Consider the following 21,545-nt stretch of genomic DNA (forward strand, 5'->3'; position numbering starts at 1 on the left):
TTTCCCCCTTCATACCCGACCATAGCGGTCATGCAAACGGACGACGTCGTCCTCTTCCAGGTAACGGCCTGAACGCACCTCAATGATCACAAGGTCGATCAGGCCAGGGTTTTCCAGCGTATGTACCGCGCCTGGCTGAATAAACGTGGACTGGTTTTCTGCCAAAAAATAGGTGTTGTCATCGACATTAACCCTGGCCGTACCCGACAGGACTATCCAATGTTCCGCTCGATGAAAATGTTGCTGCAGCGACAAGCCCTGACCCGGACGCACGGTGAGTTTTTTCACCTGATAGTGATCACCCGCGTCAATATTGCTGATCTTACCCCAGGGGCGGAACGACTCGGCGTGATCACGAACCTGATGCCGGTTTTGCGCTTTCAGACACTCCACGACCTTTTTAACGTCCTGCGCCCGTTCTTTGGCTGCTACCAGCAGCGCATCCCCAGTATTCACGATGATAGCATCGTCGATACCGATGGTCGCCACCAGCGACGAAGAGGCGCAAACGTAGTTGTTATGGCTATCCAGCGCAATCACATCACCGACATTGACGTTACCCTGCGCATCCTTCTTCGATACCTCCCACAGTGACGACCACGACCCCACATCACTCCAGCCTGCATCAAAGGCAATCACCACTGCATCATGGGTCTTTTCCATCACGGCGTAGTCGATGGAGTTAGCAGAACAATCGGTAAACGCACGCGACTCCACGCGGATAAAGTCCATATCACGCTGGCTACGCGCCATGGCTACACGAGTAAATTCGTAAATATCCGGTTGATTTTTTTTCAGCTCATCCAGATATTTTGCGGCACGGAACAGGAACATGCCGCTGTTCCAGCAATATTCGCCAGATTTGAGGTAACGTTCCGCTGTTGCCAGATCCGGTTTTTCCACAAATTCGTCTACCGCAAAACCGCCATCAGACAACGCTGCACCGGTTTTGATATACCCATAACCGGTTTCAGGGGCGCTCGGTATAATGCCAAATGTCACCAGTTTGCCTTTATGGGCATAAGGCAACGCCTGCCGGATCGCCTGATGAAAATTCTCGGTTTTTTGGATCAGATGGTCCGCTGCCAGCACCAGCAACACACTGTCGGGGTCAGTCTTGATGCTCAGGTGAGCCGCCAGCGCAATCGCCGGCGCAGTATTGCGACCCACAGGCTCCAGAATAATGTTGCCTTCCAGTTGTTGTTGTTCACGCAGTTGTTCAGCAACCAGAAAGCGGTGCTCCTCGTTGCAAATGACCAACGGTCGCTGCTGCGTCAAAAACGGCGCCCCCGTTAATCGCGCCAGCGTATTTTGCAATAGGCTATAGTGACTCTCATCGCCCAACGGCAAAAACTGTTTGGGGAATAATTCACGAGACAATGGCCATAGTCGGCTGCCGCTACCGCCAGCCATAATGACAGGAATAACGTTAGACATATCGCACCTTTAAATATGCGTCATACGTCGAGCCGCAGGTATAATAGTTCCCCTGCAGCTCGGATTATTTTGGGTATATTGGTGTCATTCCGCTGACTAAACGGAAATAAACTCACCCCTTTATATTAGACCTCAGGCGTTATCAGAAATAAGTCAACCTAATGCATCGACATATTTATTAATAATAACGAGTAGAAAAAATTAACTACAGCGAGGGTGTTTGCCACGAAAAAAAGCCAGCATGGCAATCATTACAATTTTGAAGCGCAGCTGAACAAACTGCTTCAACAACCGCCAGCCCAGGTGATAATACAAATGAAACTGAGGGTAACGACGTGCAGAAATAGCCAGGTCGATCAAGTTTTCCTCTATTCTGAATTCGCTTTCCTTTTTTTTCGAACGAGAAAGCTCATGCTCCAGATAACAACTACTTCTCAGTACAATTTTCTCACCACACGCGCTCAAACGATGTATGCGCCGGAACACGCTGACATCAACGCCGTACAACGCATAGTTTTCATCAAACAGCGACAGACCATGCCGCTTAAAAACATCCCATAATCGGCGATGGATAATCAGCCCCGAACCGATAGAGAAAGCCGTTGCCGGGTCCAGATCCTGATAATTCAGTACAATTTCCCCCTCAGACACCGGATAATAGGTTTTATAATTAATGCTGGAAATAATCCGTGGACATTCAATATCCGCCTGACTATGCTCGACCTGAAACCAGAAAACCTCGTTAATAGTTGTATCATCATCAAGAATAACCCATCGTTCCACCTGCAGATTATTAGCAACAAACTGATTATATACCTGGCTCAATGGCTTATTTTCCAGACAATTTATCAACTCCACCTGCTCATAAATCGTTTTCAAATAAATAAAAAACTTATCTTCTTCAGATACACGAAACGGACCATTATTATGGATGGTCAGCTTGATATTTTTAAATGGATGCTGAATCAAAGTTTGTAATGTTGTGGATGACTCCAGTCCTTTATTGTACAACACCACCAGAATTGCATTTTTAATCATGACTCTCTCTCCTGGAAAACAGGATTGCAATGACGATTCCATTCAGATGCACGGCATGTCCATTTATCATTAAATGCTGTCGCGGCAGTTATTTTATTGGGGGGACGCCTGATATCTAGTTACCAAGAATATTCTTTTTCATCACCATAAAAAAGAATATAAGCGTGATAATAAATTCAGTTGCCCCCACAGCAACCGCAACGCCATACACCCCCCACCATTTGGCAAAGAAAAACAGATAAGAAAAATGACATAACAGGCCGACGAAATAGACCCGTTTTAGATAGGCACTTAACCCGGCAGGAATAATAATCAAGTTGACCAAAATGATCGATAACGAGATTACAAACTGAGTGCCGATCATTATCGTCAACAGATGACTAATATTGTACTCTTTACCGAAAACCCAGTGGATCAACGGCGTTCCCACCAGTAGATTGCCAAGAAAAGCGCCGCTGGTCAGCAACAAAAACATCACCAGCACTTTCATCAACTGAGTCTTAATCACCGTGTACGCCTGTCGGCTGTACAAACTACAAATATGGCTGAAATTACCCTGCACAATCGGGTTATACAGCTGGCGCAGTACGGATGCCAACCGGTCTGCCACGGCGTAATAACCAAGCGCGGCATCACCAAACAGAAACTTGATTACCACGGGATTCAGATAAGTAAACCCCAGCGTGAGCAGTGATGCGGAAAAGTTGTGAAAACTATCCTTGATTTCACCTGCCACCGTTTGCCGACTCACGCAGCCAGGCAGCCATCTTACCGACTCCCGACGCCTTAGCTGGTATTGAATCACCACCCCGACCAACACCGGCGGGGAAAGCTGAATAACCGCCGCCAGATAAATATCCGCTGACGAATCCACCAGCGGAAAAATCAGGCCCAGCGCCAATACGCGGAAAACTAAATTCAGAATAGCCAAATAGGAGTTTTTCCCCAGCCCCTGAAATAACCAGGCTGCGGATAACAGCGAACTCAACGACGACACCAGGCCCATGAAGAACAAAACACCATCTATCTTCGACTGGGCCGTTACTGAATCCACCACCATCCCTACTCCCATCACCACCACAAACAACAACGCCTTGGCGGATTGCACATTGGAGTACAACGCATTGATAATGCTCATGTCACCAGCATGTGCGCTGACTTTTCTGGCTGCGGAGAAGTTAAAACCAAAATCGACAATAAAGAGCGCGATAAAGCTGATGGACTGGGCATAACTGAGTTTACCGAAATACTCGGCACCCAGTACTCTGGCAAGATAAGGAAAGGTCGCCAGCGGCAGCAGCATATTGGAAATCTGGATAATATAGAGATAGATAACTTCGCGCTTTATTGCCTTTTTATCACTCATACCATCCACCAGATTGCACAGCTCAGCAGTCTCCGCTCACCATTACGGGCGCGTCGCATCAACGACAGTTTGCTTAGCACTCCAGCCTCTCCACGAATTACACGTAGAAAATCGGCATGACCAGACTGATGCTGCTGACAAAAATGCTTCAGGGCGGCCAACATCATGCGACTGTGTTTCTGCCCCGTAGCATAACCTCTGAGGCACAGCAGGCTATCCAGCAGCAGACGTTTTCGCAGAATACCGGGGGCGCCGACGGTGTTATTACCGTGCTGACGGTACTTAATCAGCGGCTTATCAATGTAAGCAATCTTGCCGCTATGAGCGGCGATCATCGCAATCCACCAATCATGCATACGGATATCGTCCGGCATCGGCTCTACCAACTGCTTCAATGCACGATTGAACAACATGGCGCAGCCTGGGATATGATTGCTGACCACAAAATCTTCCGGCTGGCTGGCCGCAGAAGATTTGATAGAAGCGCGATAGAAAGAGGGAAACAACGGTTCCAGCGCTGCATTCACGATCTCCAGATCGGAAAACGCCAGCACCGGCATGGTCCCTCCTCGTTCATGCGATTTGACCTTGCGCAGCAGCCGTTCCAACTTTTCCGGTACCCAATAATCATCCTGATCACACAGCGCAATATAGTTGTCTTCACAACAGGCAATAGCGCGACGGAAATTTTTCATCGCCCCCAATCCACCCTCACCGGTATAAAGGCGAATTTTACCCTGCTGATAAAGCTCATGACTCCGGACCACATCCAGTGTGTTATCACGGGAGCCATCGTCACACACATTAACGATAACGTCCTGATGCGTCTGATGCTGAATGGAATCCAACTGCTGTTTAATGTAACGCCCACCATTATAGGTAGCCAACGCGATACTGATCCGATCGTGACCTGTCATCTCTGCTAACCGAAGATTGAAGATTAAGAAAATGCAAGAATGATGTGCAGCAATCCGTAGCCGGAATTTACTGCACCTTGATAGTCATCAGACCAATTTGGGAATGATAATGCCCAACGCCTCCCGCCAGGCGGAGGGCTGTACACCAAACCGGGAGATCTTGGCACAATTCAGCGAGGAATAAGCTGGCCGCGCGGCTGGCGTTGGGTATTGCTCTGTGGTAATCGCCTTTACCACCGGTGTTGTAGTCAACACCTTTTGCTTATCGGCAATGGCGAAGATAGCACTGGCAAAATCATGCCATGACACTTCTTCATCACCACAAAAATGATACAAACCACCGTCACCCTGCTGCTGCAACAGGCAAATGATGGCACCCGCAATATCGCCGGCATAAGTAGGACAACCATGCTGATCGGCTACCACACCGAAACTATCCCGCTCCCGGCCTAGTCGCAGCATGGTTTTGACAAAGTTGTTGCCATATTCGCTAAACACCCAGGCGGTACGCACAATCTGCGCCGCCGGATTTACCTTCAGCACGGCGCGCTCGCCATCCAGCTTGGTCTGACCATACACGCCCAGCGGGTGAGTAATGTCCGTTTCGATATATGGCTGGGTCGCCGTACCATCGAACACATAGTCGGTAGAAACATGGATAAAACGAGCGCCCCGCTGGCGCGCCGCTCTGGCCAGATACTCCGGACCCGCAACATTGATGCGTGCCGCCAACTCCGGTTCTGATTCCGCTTTGTCGACAGCGGTATAGGCCGCCGCGTTAACAATCGCATCCGGCTGCCACGATGCCACTGTCGCCTGCACCTGCGCCTCGTCGGTGATATCCAGCGAGTCGCTGTCCGTTGCCAGTACTGACCATCCTTGCGGTAACCGATCCTGAAAGCAGCGCCCCAATTGACCATTAGCGCCGGTTAACAAGATTTTCATACCCATAACTCCTTAAATTTTTTACCTTTATTATCTTTCTCCGACAATAGAGGGGATGTAATCGGCCAATCGATGCCGACATCCGGGTCATTCCATAGCAGACAACCTTCGTGGGCCGGGTTGTAATAATCAGTGCACTTGTATTCAAAATCCGCCAATTCGGAGAGCACCACAAAACCATGCGCCAGACCGGGCGGAACCCAAAACTGTTTCTTATTTTCCTCCGACAGGATGACGCCTTCCCAGCGGCCGTAGGTTGGGGAGTCAGTGCGAATGTCTACCACGACATCGAACACCTCACCGCGCACCACACGCACCAGCTTGCCCTGCGGATTGACTGTCTGAAAATGTAAGCCACGCAGTACGCCTCTGGCCGAGCGGGAATGGTTGTCCTGCACAAAGTCGAGATCGATATCCAGCATCTCCTGATAGCGATTTTTCTCAAACGTTTCCATAAAAAAGCCTCTGGTATCACCAAAGACTTTTGGCTCAATAACTTTTACGCCCTGAATAGCAGTATCACGAACTTGCATGTTCTATCCCTGTCAGTAACTGAGCCAGATACTGGCCGTAATGAGTCTTGGCGAGATAACGCGCTTCATCCGCCACCTGTTCATGGGTCAACCAACCGTTGCGAAAGGCGATTTCCTCCAGGCAGGCCACCTTGAATCCCTGCCGCTTCTCAATAGTGCTGATGAATTGAGACGCTTCCAGCAGGCTGTCATGGGTACCGGTATCCAGCCAGGCAAAGCCGCGTCCCAGTACTTCCACGTTCAGATTGCCCTGCTGAAGATACATGTCGTTGATCGCGGTGATTTCAAGTTCACCGCGCGATGAGGGTTTAACCTGTTTCGCCATTTCCACCACATGACGGTCATAAAAATAGAGTCCGGTTACCGCCCAGTTGGACTTCGGTTTGCTGGGTTTTTCCTCCAGCGAAACAGCCTGATTATTTTCGTCAAACTCCACTACGCCGAAACGTTCAGGGTCCATGACCTGATAACCGAACACGGTGGCACCTTCGGTGCGAGCGGCAACCTTCTCCAGTTTCTTGCCAAAGCTCTGCCCAAAGAAGATGTTGTCGCCCAGCACCAGCGCGCAGGGGTCACCGCTGATAAAGGTTTCGCCAATCAGAAACGCTTGCGCCAAACCATCCGGCGACGGTTGTTCGGCATAACAGAGATTGATACCGAACCGACTACCGTTGCCCAGTAACCGACGATAAGCGGATAAATCCGCTGGTGTGGAGATAATCAGAATGTCCCGAATACCGGCCAGCATCAGTACCGAAATCGGATAATAAATCATTGGTTTATCGTAAACGGACAACAGTTGCTTCGATACCCCGCGGGTAATCGGATAGAGCCGCGTTCCGGAACCACCAGCCAGTACAATGCCTTTCATTGAACTTTCCTTAACTAGAAGACGATTAAAGGGGCAAACCTAAGCGTTCACCGGTATAGGAACCATCTTTAACGCTGCGCCACCACGCCTCGTTCGCCAGATACCAGATCACCGTTTTGCGAATTCCGGATTCGAAAGTTTCCTGTGGTTTCCAGCCCAGTTCGCGGTAGATTTTCGACGCATCAATCGCGTATCGCAGGTCGTGACCCGGCCTATCAGTCACATGGTTGATAAGCTCAGCGTAGTGGCGGATGCCCGCCGGTTTCTCAGGCCGCAGTTCATCGAGCAACGAGCAAATAGTTTGCACCACCTCGATATTTTTCCGCTCGTTGTGCCCGCCGATGTTGTAGGTTTCGCCTACCTCACCGGTGGTCACAACGGTATAGAGCGCCCGTGCATGATCTTCGACGTATAGCCAATCGCGGATCTGGTTGCCCTTGCCGTAAACCGGCAACGGTTTGCCTTCCAGCGCATTGAGGATCATCAGCGGGATCAGTTTTTCCGGGAAGTGATACGGGCCATAGTTGTTGGAACAGTTGGTCACCAGCGTCGGCAGACCGTAAGTCCGAAGCCAGGCGCGCACCAGATGATCACTGGCGGCTTTGGAGGCGGAGTATGGGCTGCTGGGTGCGTACGGCGTGGTTTCCGTAAATAAATCGTCCGTACCGTGCAGGTCGCCATACACTTCATCCGTCGAGATATGATGGAAGCGGAACGCCGTCCTACACGTCTCCGGCAATGTTGACCAGTACTGCCGCGCCGCCTCCAGCAGGGTGTATGTCCCAGTAATATTGGTTTCAATAAAAGCGGAGGGACCATCGATAGAACGATCAACATGGCTTTCCGCCGCCAGATGCATGACCGCATCCGGCTGAAAAACCCTAAACACCCGATCCAGCGCATCCCGGTCACAAATGTTGACTTTCTCAAACAAAAAACGGGGATCAGAGGCTATGTCTCTCAGCGACGCCAGATTACCGGCATAGGTCAGACTGTCCGCCACCATTACCCGATCCTGGGTATGCTGAATGATATGGCGCACCACAGCTGAACCAATGAATCCAGCCCCACCCGTTACAAGAATATTCATGAATAATGACCTTTCCAGAAATGAGTTAATACGCAGACTTGCCTACAAATCCTTTGAAAATTGTCAGAAAGATGATTTTGATATCCAGCCAGACACTCCAGTTTTCGATATAGAAAAGATCACACTCCACACGCTTTTCCATCTTCTCCAGTGTGTCGGTTTCACCACGCCAGCCGTTGATTTGCGCCCAGCCGGTAATGCCTGGCTTCATTTTGTGCCGCAACATGTAACCCTTGATCAGCTTGCGATACTGTTCGTTGTGCGCCACCGCATGTGGACGTGGCCCGACAATCGACATTTCGCCACGGATGACGTTGAAGAACTGTGGCAACTCGTCCAGCGAAGTACGGCGTAAAAATGCCCCCACCGGCGTGATACGCTTATCGCCCTTACGGGCCTGAATGACGGTGTCACCGTTTTCCATCACCGTCATACTGCGAAATTTCCACACTTCTATCGCTTTGCCATCTATGCCGTAACGCGTCTGCCGGAAAATCACCGGCCCAGGCGAGGTCAGTTTGACCATCAGCGCAATACCCAATAGCAGCGGGGAAATAAGCACAACAATCATCGACGCAGTGACGATATCTTCCAGCCGCTTTAGCAGGCAGTTCACACCGCTCATCGGCGAGTCATACAATGACACCACCGGAATGCCGTTGATGATGTCGCTACGCGATTGCAACACATTGAATGCCAGAATATCGGGCACCAGCATCACAGTGCAGGTGGTATCCGCCAATTCCGACATCAGGTAGTTGACCAACTCAGCTTCCTGCAACGAGAACGCGATATAAATCTTGTCCATCTCCCCTTTATGCGCCCGTTGAATCAGCTCTTCTACATTCCCCAGACAGCGCACGCCATTACGCTCATAGCTGTATTGAAACTGGCTGTTTTCGGAAAAATACCCAATGATATTCAGCCCCAGCCAAGGTGCCCGGTTAATGCTCTGCGCCAGATAAGGCCCGGCAGGTTGCGTACCGATAAACGCCACGTTGACCGTGTTGTAACCCAGCTTGCGCAGATAATGTGTAATACCCCGAATCAGGGTGCGTGATATCACAAACCCCACTACGGTCAATAAAAACCAGACCGCGTGAAAATGGTAACCAATATATTGATTCGGTACTAAAGACAGAATACCGGCACCGAATGTGATACTGAGCCCCCAATTAATAATCAGCGTGCGAATTTCAGTATAAATCCCCACACCACGCCATGAACGATAAAAATGGGTAAACCCCGCCAGCAATTGAAAAACAGAAAAGCTAACCAAGGCAATCAAATAAGACGACATTGATATCTCTTTTCTTGTCACCAGACACGCTAACACCACGCCAATAAATATTACAGCCATATCAGAAAAACGCTGTAATACTGAAACCAGAGAGGGAATTGCATAAACTACATTTTCTTTTTTCCTGACCATAGTCGTTCACCTGTACGAGTAGAAGTTATTGCCAGAATCTTTTATGCATACTCAGTTTCCTGATTAAACCATGAGGTATTTTTCGATAATTCTGCCCCAGCTTATATCCTGCAATTTTCAGGGTATTGTGCACACAAGCACGAGGTATCCACAGATAGTGATTCTCCTTCATCAAGTAACGCAGCTCTGAAAAAATAAATCGCATTCCTTCGCCGCCTGCGCTGCCAAATTCCTCCCTAATCCATTGTTCATCGTGATGAAATACACCGATATCAAAATAACGCTTAAACTCTTCCATCGGCGTGTAATTATGTGAGTGTTTAACCGCCGCCTGCGCCACATAGGCCACCCGGTATCCGGCCAATACCGCCTGAGCCGCCAGATACATATCCTCACTGAGAATGGTGTTGGATGGGAAGCCGCCCAGTTGATGGAATACCGTCTTCCTGTAGGCCGAAAACGAGTTCGAGTTAAACACCGTCTTGATGCCATAGTGCGACTTATCCATCAGCCCCATAACATGACTGCGGGTGCTGTAGTTGAAGCGGCGCGCATGACGGGCCAGCGGATTGGCATCGTCATGCGGCAACTGCCGACCATAGGCAACGGCTACCCTACCGTCATCAAATGTCGATAACATCTCACGAATGAAATGGTGCTGAGGAATGGCATCCTGGGTCAGGAATATCACCACATCGCCACGACTCATTTCCACACCAAGATTGCGCGTACTGCCGTGATTAAATTCGGCAGGGGTAATCGTGTGACAACGAAAACCGTATCGGGCAGCCACGTCACGCGAGTTATCCCGCGAGGACGAATCAATCACCAGTACCTGCTGGGATGAGAGTTTTTCAGCCGTCAAACAGGCATGAAGCGCTGCCGCACTCTTTTCCCAGATATCTCCGCCGTTATAAACCGGAATCACAAAATTGACTTTCATATCGATTCTCTTGCACACCTGAAAAGTGAAAAGCAGCTGTCGATTTGGTTACACCGTGCGTTGGCCTCAGTGTTCCAGTACACGTAACGTTTCAGATGCACACCGCTTCCATGTCAGCGATTGAGCAAACGCTTTACCTTTTTCCCTCATCCCAGCCGGTCCCTGATCGGTGACCAGTTGATAAATACCTTCGGTGATAGACTCCACCGACAGTGGGTCAACCAGAATCGCCCGCTGCTCACACAACTCCTTCATTGATGTGGTGTTGCTGGTCAGCACCGGCAGCCCGTAGCACATCGCCTCCAGTGGCGGCAATCCGAACCCTTCATACATGGAGGGGTAGCAAAAACCCTGCGCATGTTGGTATAAATTCACCAGCTCCTTATCACTGACGTGGCCGGTAAACATCACCGCGTCGTTGTCGGCTCGCGCCTTTGCACCATCGTCGGCGAAGACCCGCGATACCCCTTTCTTACCAACAATCACCAGTCGAATGTCGCTATTGCACTCCTGCCTGAAACGCAGAAATGCCTTAATTAATCGGGGAATATTCTTACGCGGTTCCAACGACCCCACCGACAGTAAATACGCGCCGTCCACCATCGGTGTGCTTTTTTCCGAAACATCGGAGTCAGCCGGTGGCTGTAGTACATCCACACCGTTGTAAATCACTGAAATTTTGCTCTCCGGCACCCGTAAATGGTGCATGATGCGTTCTCTGGAAAATTCAGAAATGGTGATAATATGCTCCACTTTTTTTGCCAGTCGCGGCTGCATAAATTGGTACCAGGCAACAAACTGCTTATTCAGCCATTCAGGATGGTCAAACGGTACGGTATCGTGAATAGTGACAATTTGCTTTTTAATTAATAATGGCCCGGTATTGCAGGGGGACCATAATACTTCTTTAGAGGCTATTTTTTGTGGCAGAGAAAGTTGCTCCCACACATGTCCTTTTATGCCATAAATAATATTATCAGGCTGTATTGACGTCACTTTAATACCAGCACTGGAAATATAATCGATGATTTTTCTGGTATAGCGCTGCACGCCGGTAGTATGCCCCAGCAAATTACGTGTATTCACATACATTAATAACATCCCCTTCCGGTTACGCCGAATGGCGTAACCGTTGAAATATAGATAAAGTGATTGTTTTCAGACTCCCTATCCAAAAACCAGCCAATCAGAATGTATACTCGTCATACTTCAAGTTGCAGGTGCATTGACTGCCTGAAACTCGAATTATTTAGGGTATATATCATTTATTCTTTCCCTGTGGCGGGAGATAAATTTTTCCGACAGCATTCAGACATGGAAATATCCATATAAACCTTTTCGAATTCTCCAACAATGGCATCCGGCGTAAAGGCATTGACTATTTCTGGAGAAAGGGGTTCCACCTTTTTATTGATAACCTCTTCAAACGCGCACTCTTCCATAAAATAGATATTTGGCAGCAAGGTGGATAATTCGCTGACAGCGCCCATGCGGTTAGTCAGTACAATCTTTCCATAAAAGACACTTTCCACGACTACCCGGCCAAACGGCTCATGCCATTTCACCGGCAACACCACAATATCCACCTGTTGCATGAACGCTTCCATGTTGATAAACCCCAGCAGCTTCACACCACTGCGCCGAGCTTCCTCTACCAGCGGATTACCCGGTGCGATGCGTCCCGCAGCACAAAAGACATAGTCTGGATGACGACGGTAATGCCGGGCCAGCAAGCAAAACTCGTCAAATCCCTTATCCTCAGACAGCTTACCGATAAAGCCGATACGCCATTGCCTTCTGGTTACCCCACCAGCGTTATCAGAATCAGGCCACTGAGCGGCGGGCAGTACAATGTCATAAATAAACGACTGATGTACGCCAGGGAAAAAACCCGCCTTATGATGACGTTCCAGGATAAACTGACTGATGCCAACATAGCCGTCTACCAGGCGACTGTAGCGCTTTTTTAACCAGGACTGCAGATGAACATCAGTGGCGTCTGGATCTTGATTCCGACCTCGTCTAAACAAGGTTGTATTAGGGTGAAACAGGTAATAATCCCGACTGGTATGTAGAATTTTTACCCCACAGGCTTTCGCCGCCGACCAGACCGACACAGAGAATCCGGCAATATTATTGGTGTGTACTACATCAGGCGCAAAGTCCCGAATCACCGCCATCACGGTATTACGCATGTCGGTGTTGTAATAATCTTTCAGATGCCAGCGAAGCTTCTGGTAGAAAGACTTTTTTTCCCCATCAAATGGCCAGTAACAGTTCGCCAGCGGCACATAGCACACGGCAACACCGTTAATCACCTTTTCACTACGCTCTCTTTCCGGCGTCAGACACAATACCTGCACCTGATGATGTCGCCGGACCAGCGCCTCTGCCATGAGTTGCACGGATACTTCGGCACCGCCCACTTTGTACGGATGATACAACGTGTTAATAATCAAAATTCGCATATGAGGGTTGTCCATGACGAATACGGAATGTCGTGTTCTGCCATAAAATGGCATGGTCGCCATGTCCGCAGTAAATAGTGATGATGGATAGAGATAGAGTAACCCAGAGCTACAAAACAGCCTGGCAAGGGCAACGTCCTTGGTAACGGCACGATGATTTCCCGTGCAGCTTTATGCGCTTCCTTACTTTCGGCAATCTATCGACAGAGACAGCAGTGTGCATCTTGTCCATCGTTATTTGTCAGTCAACCAGGTACTAATCGCCATAATGCGAAATCCGCCAGCACGTTCTATCAGGCACCAAGCACGTTGCGGTAAGCCTGTTCATATTTCTGCGCAATCCAACTGGGTGTGAAATGCGCCAGCATGTCAGGGCCAATCGGTTTGGGGCAAAGTGGTTTGGCATTCTTTATCACCTTGTCCACCGAGGTTTCCTCCATGAAATAGATATTCGGCAGCAGAGACGCCAGTTCACCAACACCCCCCATCCGGTTGGTCAACACCACTTTTCCATGAAATATGCTTTCTACCACCACCCGCCCAAATGGCTCATGCCATTTCACCGGAAGCACCACCACATCCACCTGTCGCATGAATTCTCCAGGGCTGGCAAATCCCAGCAATGTCACACCGCACTGCCGCGCTTCACTCACCAATGGATTATCCTCTGTAACACGTCCCGCAGCATAAAAGGCATAACCGGATCGGTTACGGTAATGCCGTGCCAGCGCGCAAAAGTCATCGAACCCTTTCTCTGGCGAAAGCTTGCCGATAAAACCTATCCGCCGGAGATTATCAGCTCCAGCCGTCCCGCTTTCCCCAGCACACTCTACTGCCGGCACCGTGTTATAAATAAATGAATGGTGCGCATTGGGGAAAAAACCGGCTTTTCGATGCATCTCGCAAATGAACTGACTAATACCGACATAACCGTCGACCAGACAACTCAACCGTTTTTTCATCACCGACATCATACGAATAGCCGTTGCATCAGGGTCCTGATTCTGCCCTTCAGAAAACAGGGTCGCATTATGGTGAAACAGGTAGTAATCCCGGCTGGTATGCAGAATTTTCACCCCGCACGCTTTTGCCGCCGACCAGACCGACACGGAAAATCCGGCGATATTGTTGGTGTGCACGATATCAGGCGAAAATGCCAGAATTTCGTCCATCACCGCCATGCGCATGTCGCGGTTATAGTAATCCTTTATGTGCCAACAAATTTTCTGAGCGCAAGAGCGCGGTTGTCCGTCAAACGGCCAGTAACGATTCGCCAACGGCAGATAGCACACCGATACACCGTTAATAACCTGCTCACTACGCTGTGGGTCGGGCGTCAGGCACAGTACCTGTACCTGATGCCCGCGTTGCGCCAGCGTTTCAGCCAATAGCTGGACCGAAACTTCAGCGCCACCCACTTTATGAGGATGATATAAGGTATTGATAATCATGATTTTCATATTAGCTGTCCTTGTATTTAATCCCTTTCTTTCAGAACCCACTTTCGCCTCCACGAAATAGGCTAACGGCCCTTCCTGGGGCGAGAGATAACTGTCAGGCACTCCTCCATAAAGCTATCCAATACAGCTACTGTCTTCTCTTGTTATGCGATACGCGCAGGCTCTTCTCATTTAACACGCGGTTTTTCACTTTCCGCCCTGTTACCTTGATGAAGCGTACCGGTGTGTTCTGCCATGACGTGTCTCGCCATCATGATGTGCAACACCCGCTAGTTTTTATCCGCGCCGTAAGAATATTGATATGAATCATAACCATAGCTGTAGTAACTCAACGCCCGACGGATCACCGCATTCAGGATCACTCCCTTTATCGGTGCGCCATTCTGCTCAAAGCGTCGGATGCTGATCTCCACTTCTTTCGGCGTATTGGTTTCAAACCGCGCCACCAGCAGCGATGTGCCCGCCTGTCGGCCAATGATCGCGGCATCGGTCACAGCCAGAATTGGCGGCGTATCCAGCAGCACGATATCGAATTGCTGAGTAGCCCAGTCGATAAAAGCGGTAAAGTTGCCGTGCATCAGGAGTTCTGATGGATTGGGCGGAATCTGTCCGCGCGGGATAAAAAACAGGTTTTTCACCACCGTGGTTCGTAACGCCTGCTGCGCGTCAATTTGCCCGGACAACACATCAGATAGCCCGTTTTCAGGCGTCGTTCCCATTAAATGGTGGGCATATCCCTTGCGCATATCGCAATCGACTATCAATACCCGTTGCCCGGCCTGAGCAATCACTGCACCCAGGTTGACGCTAATAAAGGATTTGCCGATCCCCGGGCTGGCACCGGAAATCATCAGGACATTGTTTTTTGCTTCCATCATTGCGAAATGCAAGCTGGTGCGCAGACTGCGGATAGCCTCAAGCGCCATATCGGCTGGGTTACCTACCGCCAGCAGCGAATCAGAACGCGCGTTGCGTTTGCGGTTCCTGCCGACGAATTCGCGGTCTTTCTTCTGTTGCCATTCCGACAACGGTACGCTGGCATAGACATTAATACCGCGTTCTTCCAACTGTTCCGGGCTTTCAATGCCCTGGTGCAACAGGGTTTTCAATAGCACGAACGCGATAGCCGCCACACCGCCAAGAATAGTTGCCAACACAATCACCAACGCTTTCTTCGGCTTAACCGGTTTTAACTGCACGACAGCCGGATCAATAATGCGAACATTACCGATGGTGCTGGCCTTGTTGATGCTTAATTCCTGCTGCTTATTCATCAACTGGACATACACTTCCTGTCCGACATCCACATCCCGCGTCAGTCGCACAATTTCCTGCTGCGTTTTCGGCATACTGCTGATACGTCGGTTCAGATTGTCCCGCTCTTTTTCCAGCGTGACGCGTTTTTCCAGCAATGATCGGTAGGCAGGATGTTCGCGGGTATACAGCTTGGAGATTTCCGCTTCGCGGAACGTCAGTTGGTTAAGCTGAGACTCGACATCCACCATGGTGTCCAGCACCGACTTAGCCTCCAGCGACAAATCCACCGAATCTTTCTGCTGACGATACTTGTTAAGTTTGTCTTCCGCCGTTTCCAACGATGCTCGCACCAACGGCAGCTGTTCTTTCAGAAATGCCAGACTCCTGGCCGCCTCTTCCGACTTTCGGTCCACATTCTGTTGCAGATAGTTATTGCTGATACTCGCCAACGTTTTTCTCACCAGATTGGGATCGCGCCCTTCCAGCGTCAGTTGCAGTACGCCGGTATCTTTGCCTTTATCCATAACGGTCAAATTGTCCTGGATATCGTTGATAGCGGTCAGCATGTTCTTTTTAGTGACCGAAAATACCGTTCCCGGCGTAGCCGTGGTGTCACTGACCAGCAGGCTAAAACCACCATGAGACTCCAGTTGCCCGATATGACCGATAAAGTCCGCATCTTTACCGGCGATAAATCGGTAGGTCCCCCCTTCCTGGATAGTCACGGTCATTTTTTCATCCAGCCAGCTGTTTGGCACCGACAGCCGGGACAACGCGATTTGGGCGGGTTCTTCATCCTTTAATTCATCCCTTAACCGGGCGATACCTTTGCCCACTATCGGGAAATACTTCTGCTCGGCCCTGATTTCCAGCCCCAAATCCTGTACCGTTTTGCCCACTACCATTCGGGAACGGAGCAGCTCGACTTCCGGAGCGGATTGCGGCTTGCTATCCGGCAAGACTTTGGAAATATCGTTCATCAACGAATCGCTGATGTTTTGTTCTACCTGCACCATCGCATCTGCCTGATATACCGGCGTTGCCAGCAACGCATACAGAATACCCAGCATGGTGAAGATGGCGGTGATGCTGATAATCAGCCAGCGGTGGTCCAACACGGTTCCCAGCAAACGACCCAGGTCAATTTCATCCGCCTTGCCCGCTTCGGTTTTTTTCACGGTAATTCTCTCTGACATCGTAATCCCTGACTGGTTAACGGCTCAGCGCCTGCGCCCACTTGCGGGCAGATTGTTCAAGTTGGGTGTAAACAAACTCAAAGGCTTCCCGGCTTTTGCGGTACGGGTCAGAAATCTCCTGCTGGTTAAACCAGTGCCCGAACAGCAGTATTTTCCCACGCACTTCCGGTGCAACGCGGCACACCGCATCGATGTGCTCTTTTTCCATCACCAGAATCAAGTCGTAGTGCCGACACAGCGATCTGGTCAGTTGACGCGCAATATGCCCGTCCAGCGATAAACCGTGGTCGATGGCTACCAGGCTGGCCATTTCATCAGCCGGTTTTCCTTCCATCGCCCGCCAGCCAGCCGATGCCACCGTTTTCTCTGGCAGAACCTGTTTCAGCAAGCGCTCACCGGTCGGCGAACGGCAAATATTGCCCTCACAAATGACAAGAATACTGTTGAACATCGTCACATCCCCCACTACGACTAAGGCCAGGTACGAACGCGCAGGCTGCCTTCGCTCAGTTCATTAAACCCACTGATGGTCGGTACCAGTTGCGAAATCAGGCGATTCCAGCGCGCTATCGGCGCAGAGGTGACATACACCACGTCATACGGTTGCAACGGGAAATCCGATCCCATCACCAATGCGGTGGCGTCTTTCGTATTGAGTTGATAGATGTTGGCCAGTTTCGGTCCTTGCTTACCGCGCAGAGGACGAATGACAAATACGCCTGTGGCATCAGCCACCATTTGGTTAATCCCTTCTGCGCTGCCCAACGCTTCAGCCAACGTCATACCGCTGCGATCCATCCGGAGGGTGGACTGCTTATTCACTTCCCCCATCACAAATACTTTCAGATCATCGTTGCGTGGAATGAACAGAATATCGCCGGGGTACAGCAGCCGGTTCTGAGACAGGTCGCCGTTCTGCATCAACGCCTGTAGAGAAATCCGCTCATCTTTGCCGTTATGCGTCAGCACCAGATTGCGCCAGTCAGCGAGTTCACTCAGCCCACCGGCATTGTTGATAGCATCCATAATGGTCAAAGGCACGTTGGTGATGGGCTGCTGACCAGAATGCATCACTTCCCCAGTCACATAGGCTTTCTGTGAACGAAACGCAGCGATACTCACTTCCACCTGCGGCGATTCGATATACTGCGCCAGCCGATGCATGAGTTCGTCGCGCACCTCGGTGAGGGTTTTATCCACGACGCGCATCTTGCCGATATAGGGATAAAAAATAGTGCCATCAGAGTGAACCCAGTTACCGGTGTCGGCGGCGGTGCGGTAAGTCCCTGCCGGCGTGGTCAACTCCGGATGATCCCAGACGGTAACCATCAGTACATCGCCGATACCGATATGGTATTCGTAGCGTTTCAGTTCCTCTTCCAGTGCAAGATTAGTTTGGGCAATTGCTGGTCGAGGGCGCATTTTCTCTATCAGAAACGGAGTGATAGGGTAAATATTAACCAGCTTGTTGATATTGAAATCATCATCTGGTTGTTCTACGACCTCTTTTCCACTGGTAGAAAGGTGCGTACCTGGCACTAGCGTACAACCCGCCAGGAATGTCGCCGACAACATCAGCGGTATAACTTTCAGTGTTGGTTTTAACATCCGTCATGCCATCGCTTTTTAGTAAAGTGAGAAACAAAAGAACAGTCTTGCTTGACCGATACCCCATTAGATGGGCAGGCACTGCTCGTTAATGGGTTGCTCGATAAAGATTTGAGTAGAAATGTTTTCACCCGCCCTAAAATCTAACGACTTATAGCTACCCTCCCCCGCCCTCATCAGATGACGGTTCAGAATGAAATAATCCGTTGTTTCAGATGGAAAACTGCTGGCAGAGCACCACCTGCCGTCTGCGCTCTGATGCGGGACAACGCCAAATACGCATGAGCCATGAGGCTATTTTTTGGTCTGGATAAGGGAGAAAAAGCGTCAGCATCGATCGGTTGGGTACAACCTGTTTCGTCAGGCTGAGCGGTCACATCGCTGTAGGTAGAATAAGAAGGCACGAGCGCAGACAATGCGTCGGCCTGGGGAAATGTTGCTAATTGTATCTGCAGTATGAATTGTAGTGTCAGGTTTAACATCCTTACGCCATCGCCTTTCAGTCAAGTGAGTAACAGACAGCCCACACGTCAGAAGTTCACGGTGGACCCACCGACATTGTTGCCATCTCGCCCATAGCCAGACAGGCGGCAGCACCTGCTCTGTGGCGGCTAAACGGTTTCAATGTCCTGAAGGCATCGCCTGAAACACCAGCTTGTGCTGTTGGGTAAATCGACTCAGGTACGCTACCGCCCTTGGCTTGTAGCTACCAACTCGCTGTCCCATTTTTGTTCCAGACTCGCCCAGCTATTGCTGTGACTCGTCATTAACTGATTCGTAAAGATGATCCGCAAAAACATTAACAAATCTAATGATTTGGATTGGATATTTTTAAAGTTATGTCAATATCGCCACCCCGGAGAGTAGTAAAAAATATTTGCTTATAACAAGACAAATATCTTTCTGACGTTTCTTTTCGGAAAAAGACTAATCCCCCATGTCGTAGTCATTATGAAAGATAATGTTTATTTATAAATAAAACATGAACTTGAATTAATAGGGAATGTCTTAATAAATATTTCATTTTCATATAATAATTTGGCCAACATATCAGTTGGCGCATTAAGTGGTCGTTACTGCCCCCTTTTTCCGGTCCATCCCCATATTTGATATATAATGCACTTAATTAATGAAATGGATTATTTTTTGACCTATTTGATGACTTTTTGATTCCACAAATTGCGCTGTAATCCATTCCATCTTGCTGAAAATATTGTGATCTTACTCACATGAAAAAGTCGGATGAGTGACACTCTGTAATTTGATGTCCGTCAATCGTAATCAGTCGCGTTATGGTTGAGCGGTGCAACGCCTGATACGCTATGCACCTGTCGACCTGAAAAGAAAAAGGTGAACTCAGTCTATGGAATGGATCGTTGATCCAACAATCTGGGCCGGTCTGGCCACATTGGTGGTTCTGGAACTGGTATTAGGTATCGATAATCTGGTGTTCATCGCCATTCTGGCGGAGAAGTTGCCGGAAAAATCCCGTGATCGGGCGCGATTTGTCGGGTTGTTGCTGGCTCTGTTGATGCGGTTCGTACTGCTGTCATCCATCTCCTGGCTGGTTTCGTTGATCCACCCGCTGTTTACCGTTTATGGGCACCCGTTCAGCGCGCGCGACCTGATTATGCTGGTGGGAGGTGTGTTCCTGCTATTTAAAGCCACCATGGAACTGAATGAACGGCTGGAAGGCAAAGATCAGGCACAGCAAAACCAGCGCAAGGGCGCACATTTCTGGCCAGTAGTCGCCCAAATAGTCGTACTGGACGCCATTTTCTCACTGGATTCGGTGATTACCGCCGTCGGGATGACCGAACACCTGCCAGTGATGATGGCAGCAGTCACCATCGCCATCGGCCTGATGCTGTTAGCCAGTAAACCCCTGACACGTTTCATCAATGCGCATCCCACCATTGTGATCCTGTGCCTGAGTTTCCTGCTGATGATTGGCTTTAGTCTGGTAGCGGATGCGTTTGGCTACCCGATTCCAAAAGGTTACCTTTACGCTGCCATTGGTTTCTCCGTGATGATCGAAATGCTCAACCAGCTTGCGCAATTCAACCGTCGGCGCTTTCTTTCATCATCAACCCCATTGCGTCAGCGTACAGCTGAAGCCGTATTGCGATTACTGCGCGGCGAGCATGAAGAAGCAGAATTGGACAAGCAGACTGCCGACCGTATAGCGGACAACACCGGCAGCCCCGGCCAACCGGTGTTCAACCAGCAGGAACAACGCATGATCGAGCGCGTGCTCGGCATGTCCCAGCGTTCAGTCAGCAGCATCATGACCATCCGCCATGATATTGAACATGTGGATGTCAACATCGATCCGGCGAACTTCTATAAACTGATGGAAAAAAATCAGCACACCCGACTGGTGATGTTTGACAGCCATGCTTCCAGCGAACCGTTGGGCGTGGTGCATGTGATCGACCTGCTTCGCCAGCAATTACACGGGCAGCCGTTGAACCTGCGTGCGCTGATTCGCCAACCGCTGGTCTTCCCAGAACAATTGTCACTGCTTTCAGCGCTGGAGCAATTCCGTGAGGCACACACACATTTCGCCTTTGTAGCTGACGAGTTTGGGTCTATTGAAGGCGTTGTCACCCTGAGCGACGTCATGGAAACCATTGCCGGTAATCTGCCGCTGGAGGGAGAAGAGCTGGACGCCCGCCATGATATTCAGGAAAACGACGACGGCACCTTAACCGCTAACGGCTATTTGCCGGTCGAGGATCTGCTGATGTATATCCCGCTGCAACTGAATGAAAAGCGCGACTACCACACGCTGGCTGGTTTGCTGATGGAGTATGCTCAGAAAATTCCTCAGGAAGGCGACGAAGTGCTCATCGATAATACACTGTTCCGGGTACTGACGGTGGAAAGCCACCGTATCATGAAAGTATTGATTATTCCCGAATCCGACCCACAGCCGGATTATGAGGTGTAATCCACAAGGCGTATCAACGTCAACCAGCATG

At 49.8% G+C, this 21,545-nt stretch carries 18 protein-coding genes; 1 reads left to right on the top strand and 17 read right to left on the bottom strand.

Features of this window, described 5'->3' with window-relative positions; translation table 11 throughout:
- Nucleotides 1-9: 9 nt before the first annotated feature.
- The 17 genes from Dpoa569_RS12285 to Dpoa569_RS12365 all read right to left on the bottom strand — a co-directional run bounded on the left by Dpoa569_RS12285 (nucleotide 10) and on the right by Dpoa569_RS12365 (nucleotide 19,043).
- Nucleotides 10-1,437 (bottom strand): mannose-1-phosphate guanylyltransferase/mannose-6-phosphate isomerase, encoded by a 1,428-nt coding sequence (locus Dpoa569_RS12285; RefSeq protein WP_042869647.1) that lies wholly within the window; start codon nucleotides 1,435-1,437, stop codon nucleotides 10-12.
- A 201-nt stretch (nucleotides 1,438-1,638) separates the two neighbouring features.
- Nucleotides 1,639-2,475, bottom strand: coding sequence for a glycosyltransferase family 2 protein (locus Dpoa569_RS12290; protein WP_042869646.1), 837 nt, complete (start codon nucleotides 2,473-2,475; stop codon nucleotides 1,639-1,641).
- A gap of 115 nt (nucleotides 2,476-2,590) precedes the next feature.
- The gene (locus Dpoa569_RS12295; RefSeq protein WP_042869644.1) at nucleotides 2,591-3,841 is read right to left on the bottom strand and encodes an oligosaccharide flippase family protein; all 1,251 of its coding nucleotides are present in this window, start codon (nucleotides 3,839-3,841) and stop codon (nucleotides 2,591-2,593) included.
- Nucleotides 3,838-4,758 carry a glycosyltransferase family 2 protein gene (locus Dpoa569_RS12300; protein WP_042869642.1) on the bottom strand — a complete coding sequence of 307 codons (921 nt, stop codon included), beginning with the start codon at nucleotides 4,756-4,758 and terminating at the stop codon, nucleotides 3,838-3,840. Before Dpoa569_RS12300 ends, Dpoa569_RS12295 begins: the two co-directional genes overlap by 4 nt.
- 87 nt (nucleotides 4,759-4,845) lie before the next feature.
- On the bottom strand, nucleotides 4,846-5,703 hold the full coding sequence (gene rfbD / locus Dpoa569_RS12305) for a dTDP-4-dehydrorhamnose reductase (RefSeq protein WP_042869640.1): 858 nt from the start codon (nucleotides 5,701-5,703) through the stop codon (nucleotides 4,846-4,848).
- Nucleotides 5,700-6,236 (bottom strand): dTDP-4-dehydrorhamnose 3,5-epimerase, encoded by a 537-nt coding sequence (gene rfbC / locus Dpoa569_RS12310; protein WP_042869637.1) that lies wholly within the window; start codon nucleotides 6,234-6,236, stop codon nucleotides 5,700-5,702. Before rfbC ends, rfbD begins: the two co-directional genes overlap by 4 nt.
- Nucleotides 6,223-7,107, bottom strand: coding sequence for a glucose-1-phosphate thymidylyltransferase RfbA (rfbA, locus tag Dpoa569_RS12315; protein WP_042869635.1), 885 nt, complete (start codon nucleotides 7,105-7,107; stop codon nucleotides 6,223-6,225). The genes rfbC and rfbA overlap by 14 nt, the downstream gene beginning before the upstream one ends.
- A 25-nt stretch (nucleotides 7,108-7,132) precedes the next feature.
- Complete coding sequence (gene rffG / locus Dpoa569_RS12320; protein ID WP_146411405.1) at nucleotides 7,133-8,197, bottom strand: dTDP-glucose 4,6-dehydratase; 1,065 nt, start codon at nucleotides 8,195-8,197, stop codon at nucleotides 7,133-7,135.
- 25 nt (nucleotides 8,198-8,222) lie between these two features.
- Nucleotides 8,223-9,629: an undecaprenyl-phosphate glucose phosphotransferase gene (gene wcaJ, locus Dpoa569_RS12325; RefSeq protein WP_146411408.1), complete on the bottom strand. Its 1,407-nt coding sequence runs from the start codon at nucleotides 9,627-9,629 to the stop codon at nucleotides 8,223-8,225.
- 25 nt (nucleotides 9,630-9,654) lie between these two features.
- Nucleotides 9,655-10,572 carry a glycosyltransferase gene (locus Dpoa569_RS12330; protein ID WP_042869628.1) on the bottom strand — a complete coding sequence of 306 codons (918 nt, stop codon included), beginning with the start codon at nucleotides 10,570-10,572 and terminating at the stop codon, nucleotides 9,655-9,657.
- Nucleotides 10,573-10,638: 66 nt separating this feature from the next.
- Complete coding sequence (locus tag Dpoa569_RS12335; protein ID WP_042869626.1) at nucleotides 10,639-11,664, bottom strand: glycosyltransferase family 4 protein; 1,026 nt, start codon at nucleotides 11,662-11,664, stop codon at nucleotides 10,639-10,641.
- Nucleotides 11,665-11,837: 173 nt separating this feature from the next.
- Entirely contained in the window at nucleotides 11,838-13,040 is a 1,203-nt protein-coding gene (locus Dpoa569_RS12340; RefSeq protein WP_042869624.1) for a glycosyltransferase family 4 protein, read from the bottom strand.
- A gap of 293 nt (nucleotides 13,041-13,333) precedes the next feature.
- On the bottom strand, nucleotides 13,334-14,500 hold the full coding sequence (locus tag Dpoa569_RS12345) for a glycosyltransferase family 4 protein (RefSeq protein WP_042869622.1): 1,167 nt from the start codon (nucleotides 14,498-14,500) through the stop codon (nucleotides 13,334-13,336).
- Between the two features lie 269 nt (nucleotides 14,501-14,769).
- Nucleotides 14,770-16,953 (bottom strand): tyrosine-protein kinase Wzc, encoded by a 2,184-nt coding sequence (gene wzc, locus Dpoa569_RS12350; RefSeq protein WP_042869620.1) that lies wholly within the window; start codon nucleotides 16,951-16,953, stop codon nucleotides 14,770-14,772.
- A 16-nt stretch (nucleotides 16,954-16,969) separates the two neighbouring features.
- Complete coding sequence (locus Dpoa569_RS12355) at nucleotides 16,970-17,404, bottom strand: arsenate reductase/protein-tyrosine-phosphatase family protein (RefSeq protein ID WP_042869618.1); 435 nt, start codon at nucleotides 17,402-17,404, stop codon at nucleotides 16,970-16,972.
- 20 nt (nucleotides 17,405-17,424) lie between these two features.
- Nucleotides 17,425-18,561, bottom strand: a complete 1,137-nt coding sequence (locus Dpoa569_RS12360) for a polysaccharide export protein (protein ID WP_042869616.1) — start codon at nucleotides 18,559-18,561, stop codon at nucleotides 17,425-17,427.
- A gap of 188 nt (nucleotides 18,562-18,749) precedes the next feature.
- A complete protein-coding gene (locus Dpoa569_RS12365; protein WP_042869614.1) occupies nucleotides 18,750-19,043 on the bottom strand; it encodes a hypothetical protein in 294 nt (97 codons plus the stop codon).
- 881 nt (nucleotides 19,044-19,924) lie between these two features.
- Between Dpoa569_RS12365 and Dpoa569_RS12370 the strand changes: the two genes are divergently transcribed.
- On the top strand, nucleotides 19,925-21,514 hold the full coding sequence (locus tag Dpoa569_RS12370; protein WP_042869612.1) for a TerC family protein: 1,590 nt from the start codon (nucleotides 19,925-19,927) through the stop codon (nucleotides 21,512-21,514).
- The last annotated feature ends 31 nt before the right edge of the window (nucleotides 21,515-21,545 follow it).

The sequence above is a fragment of the Dickeya poaceiphila genome (assembly GCF_007858975.2).
GTDB classification, from domain to species: Bacteria; Pseudomonadota; Gammaproteobacteria; order Enterobacterales; family Enterobacteriaceae; genus Dickeya; species Dickeya poaceiphila.

Bases quoted from the DNA above. Each gene is read 5' to 3' on its own strand.
- Dpoa569_RS12340 (WP_042869624.1), bottom strand. From the start codon at position 13,040: ATGCGAATTTTGATTATTAACACGTTGTATCATCCGTACAAAGTGGGC.
- Dpoa569_RS12345 (WP_042869622.1), bottom strand. From the start codon at position 14,500: ATGAAAATCATGATTATCAATACCTTATATCATCCTCATAAAGTGGGT.
- Dpoa569_RS12370 (WP_042869612.1), top strand. From the start codon at position 19,925: ATGGAATGGATCGTTGATCCAACAATCTGGGCCGGTCTGGCCACATTG.
- Dpoa569_RS12330 (WP_042869628.1), bottom strand. From the start codon at position 10,572: ATGAAAGTCAATTTTGTGATTCCGGTTTATAACGGCGGAGATATCTGG.
- Dpoa569_RS12285 (WP_042869647.1), bottom strand. From the start codon at position 1,437: ATGTCTAACGTTATTCCTGTCATTATGGCTGGCGGTAGCGGCAGCCGA.
- rffG (WP_146411405.1), bottom strand. From the start codon at position 8,197: ATGAATATTCTTGTAACGGGTGGGGCTGGATTCATTGGTTCAGCTGTG.
- Dpoa569_RS12360 (WP_042869616.1), bottom strand. From the start codon at position 18,561: ATGTTAAAACCAACACTGAAAGTTATACCGCTGATGTTGTCGGCGACA.
- Dpoa569_RS12300 (WP_042869642.1), bottom strand. From the start codon at position 4,758: ATGACAGGTCACGATCGGATCAGTATCGCGTTGGCTACCTATAATGGT.
- wzc (WP_042869620.1), bottom strand. From the start codon at position 16,953: ATGTCAGAGAGAATTACCGTGAAAAAAACCGAAGCGGGCAAGGCGGAT.
- rfbC (WP_042869637.1), bottom strand. From the start codon at position 6,236: ATGCAAGTTCGTGATACTGCTATTCAGGGCGTAAAAGTTATTGAGCCA.
- wcaJ (WP_146411408.1), bottom strand. From the start codon at position 9,629: ATGGTCAGGAAAAAAGAAAATGTAGTTTATGCAATTCCCTCTCTGGTT.
- rfbD (WP_042869640.1), bottom strand. From the start codon at position 5,703: ATGAAAATCTTGTTAACCGGCGCTAATGGTCAATTGGGGCGCTGCTTT.
- Dpoa569_RS12355 (WP_042869618.1), bottom strand. From the start codon at position 17,404: ATGTTCAACAGTATTCTTGTCATTTGTGAGGGCAATATTTGCCGTTCG.
- rfbA (WP_042869635.1), bottom strand. From the start codon at position 7,107: ATGAAAGGCATTGTACTGGCTGGTGGTTCCGGAACGCGGCTCTATCCG.
- Dpoa569_RS12335 (WP_042869626.1), bottom strand. From the start codon at position 11,664: ATGTATGTGAATACACGTAATTTGCTGGGGCATACTACCGGCGTGCAG.
- Dpoa569_RS12290 (WP_042869646.1), bottom strand. From the start codon at position 2,475: ATGATTAAAAATGCAATTCTGGTGGTGTTGTACAATAAAGGACTGGAG.
- Dpoa569_RS12295 (WP_042869644.1), bottom strand. From the start codon at position 3,841: ATGAGTGATAAAAAGGCAATAAAGCGCGAAGTTATCTATCTCTATATT.
- Dpoa569_RS12365 (WP_042869614.1), bottom strand. From the start codon at position 19,043: ATGTTAAACCTGACACTACAATTCATACTGCAGATACAATTAGCAACA.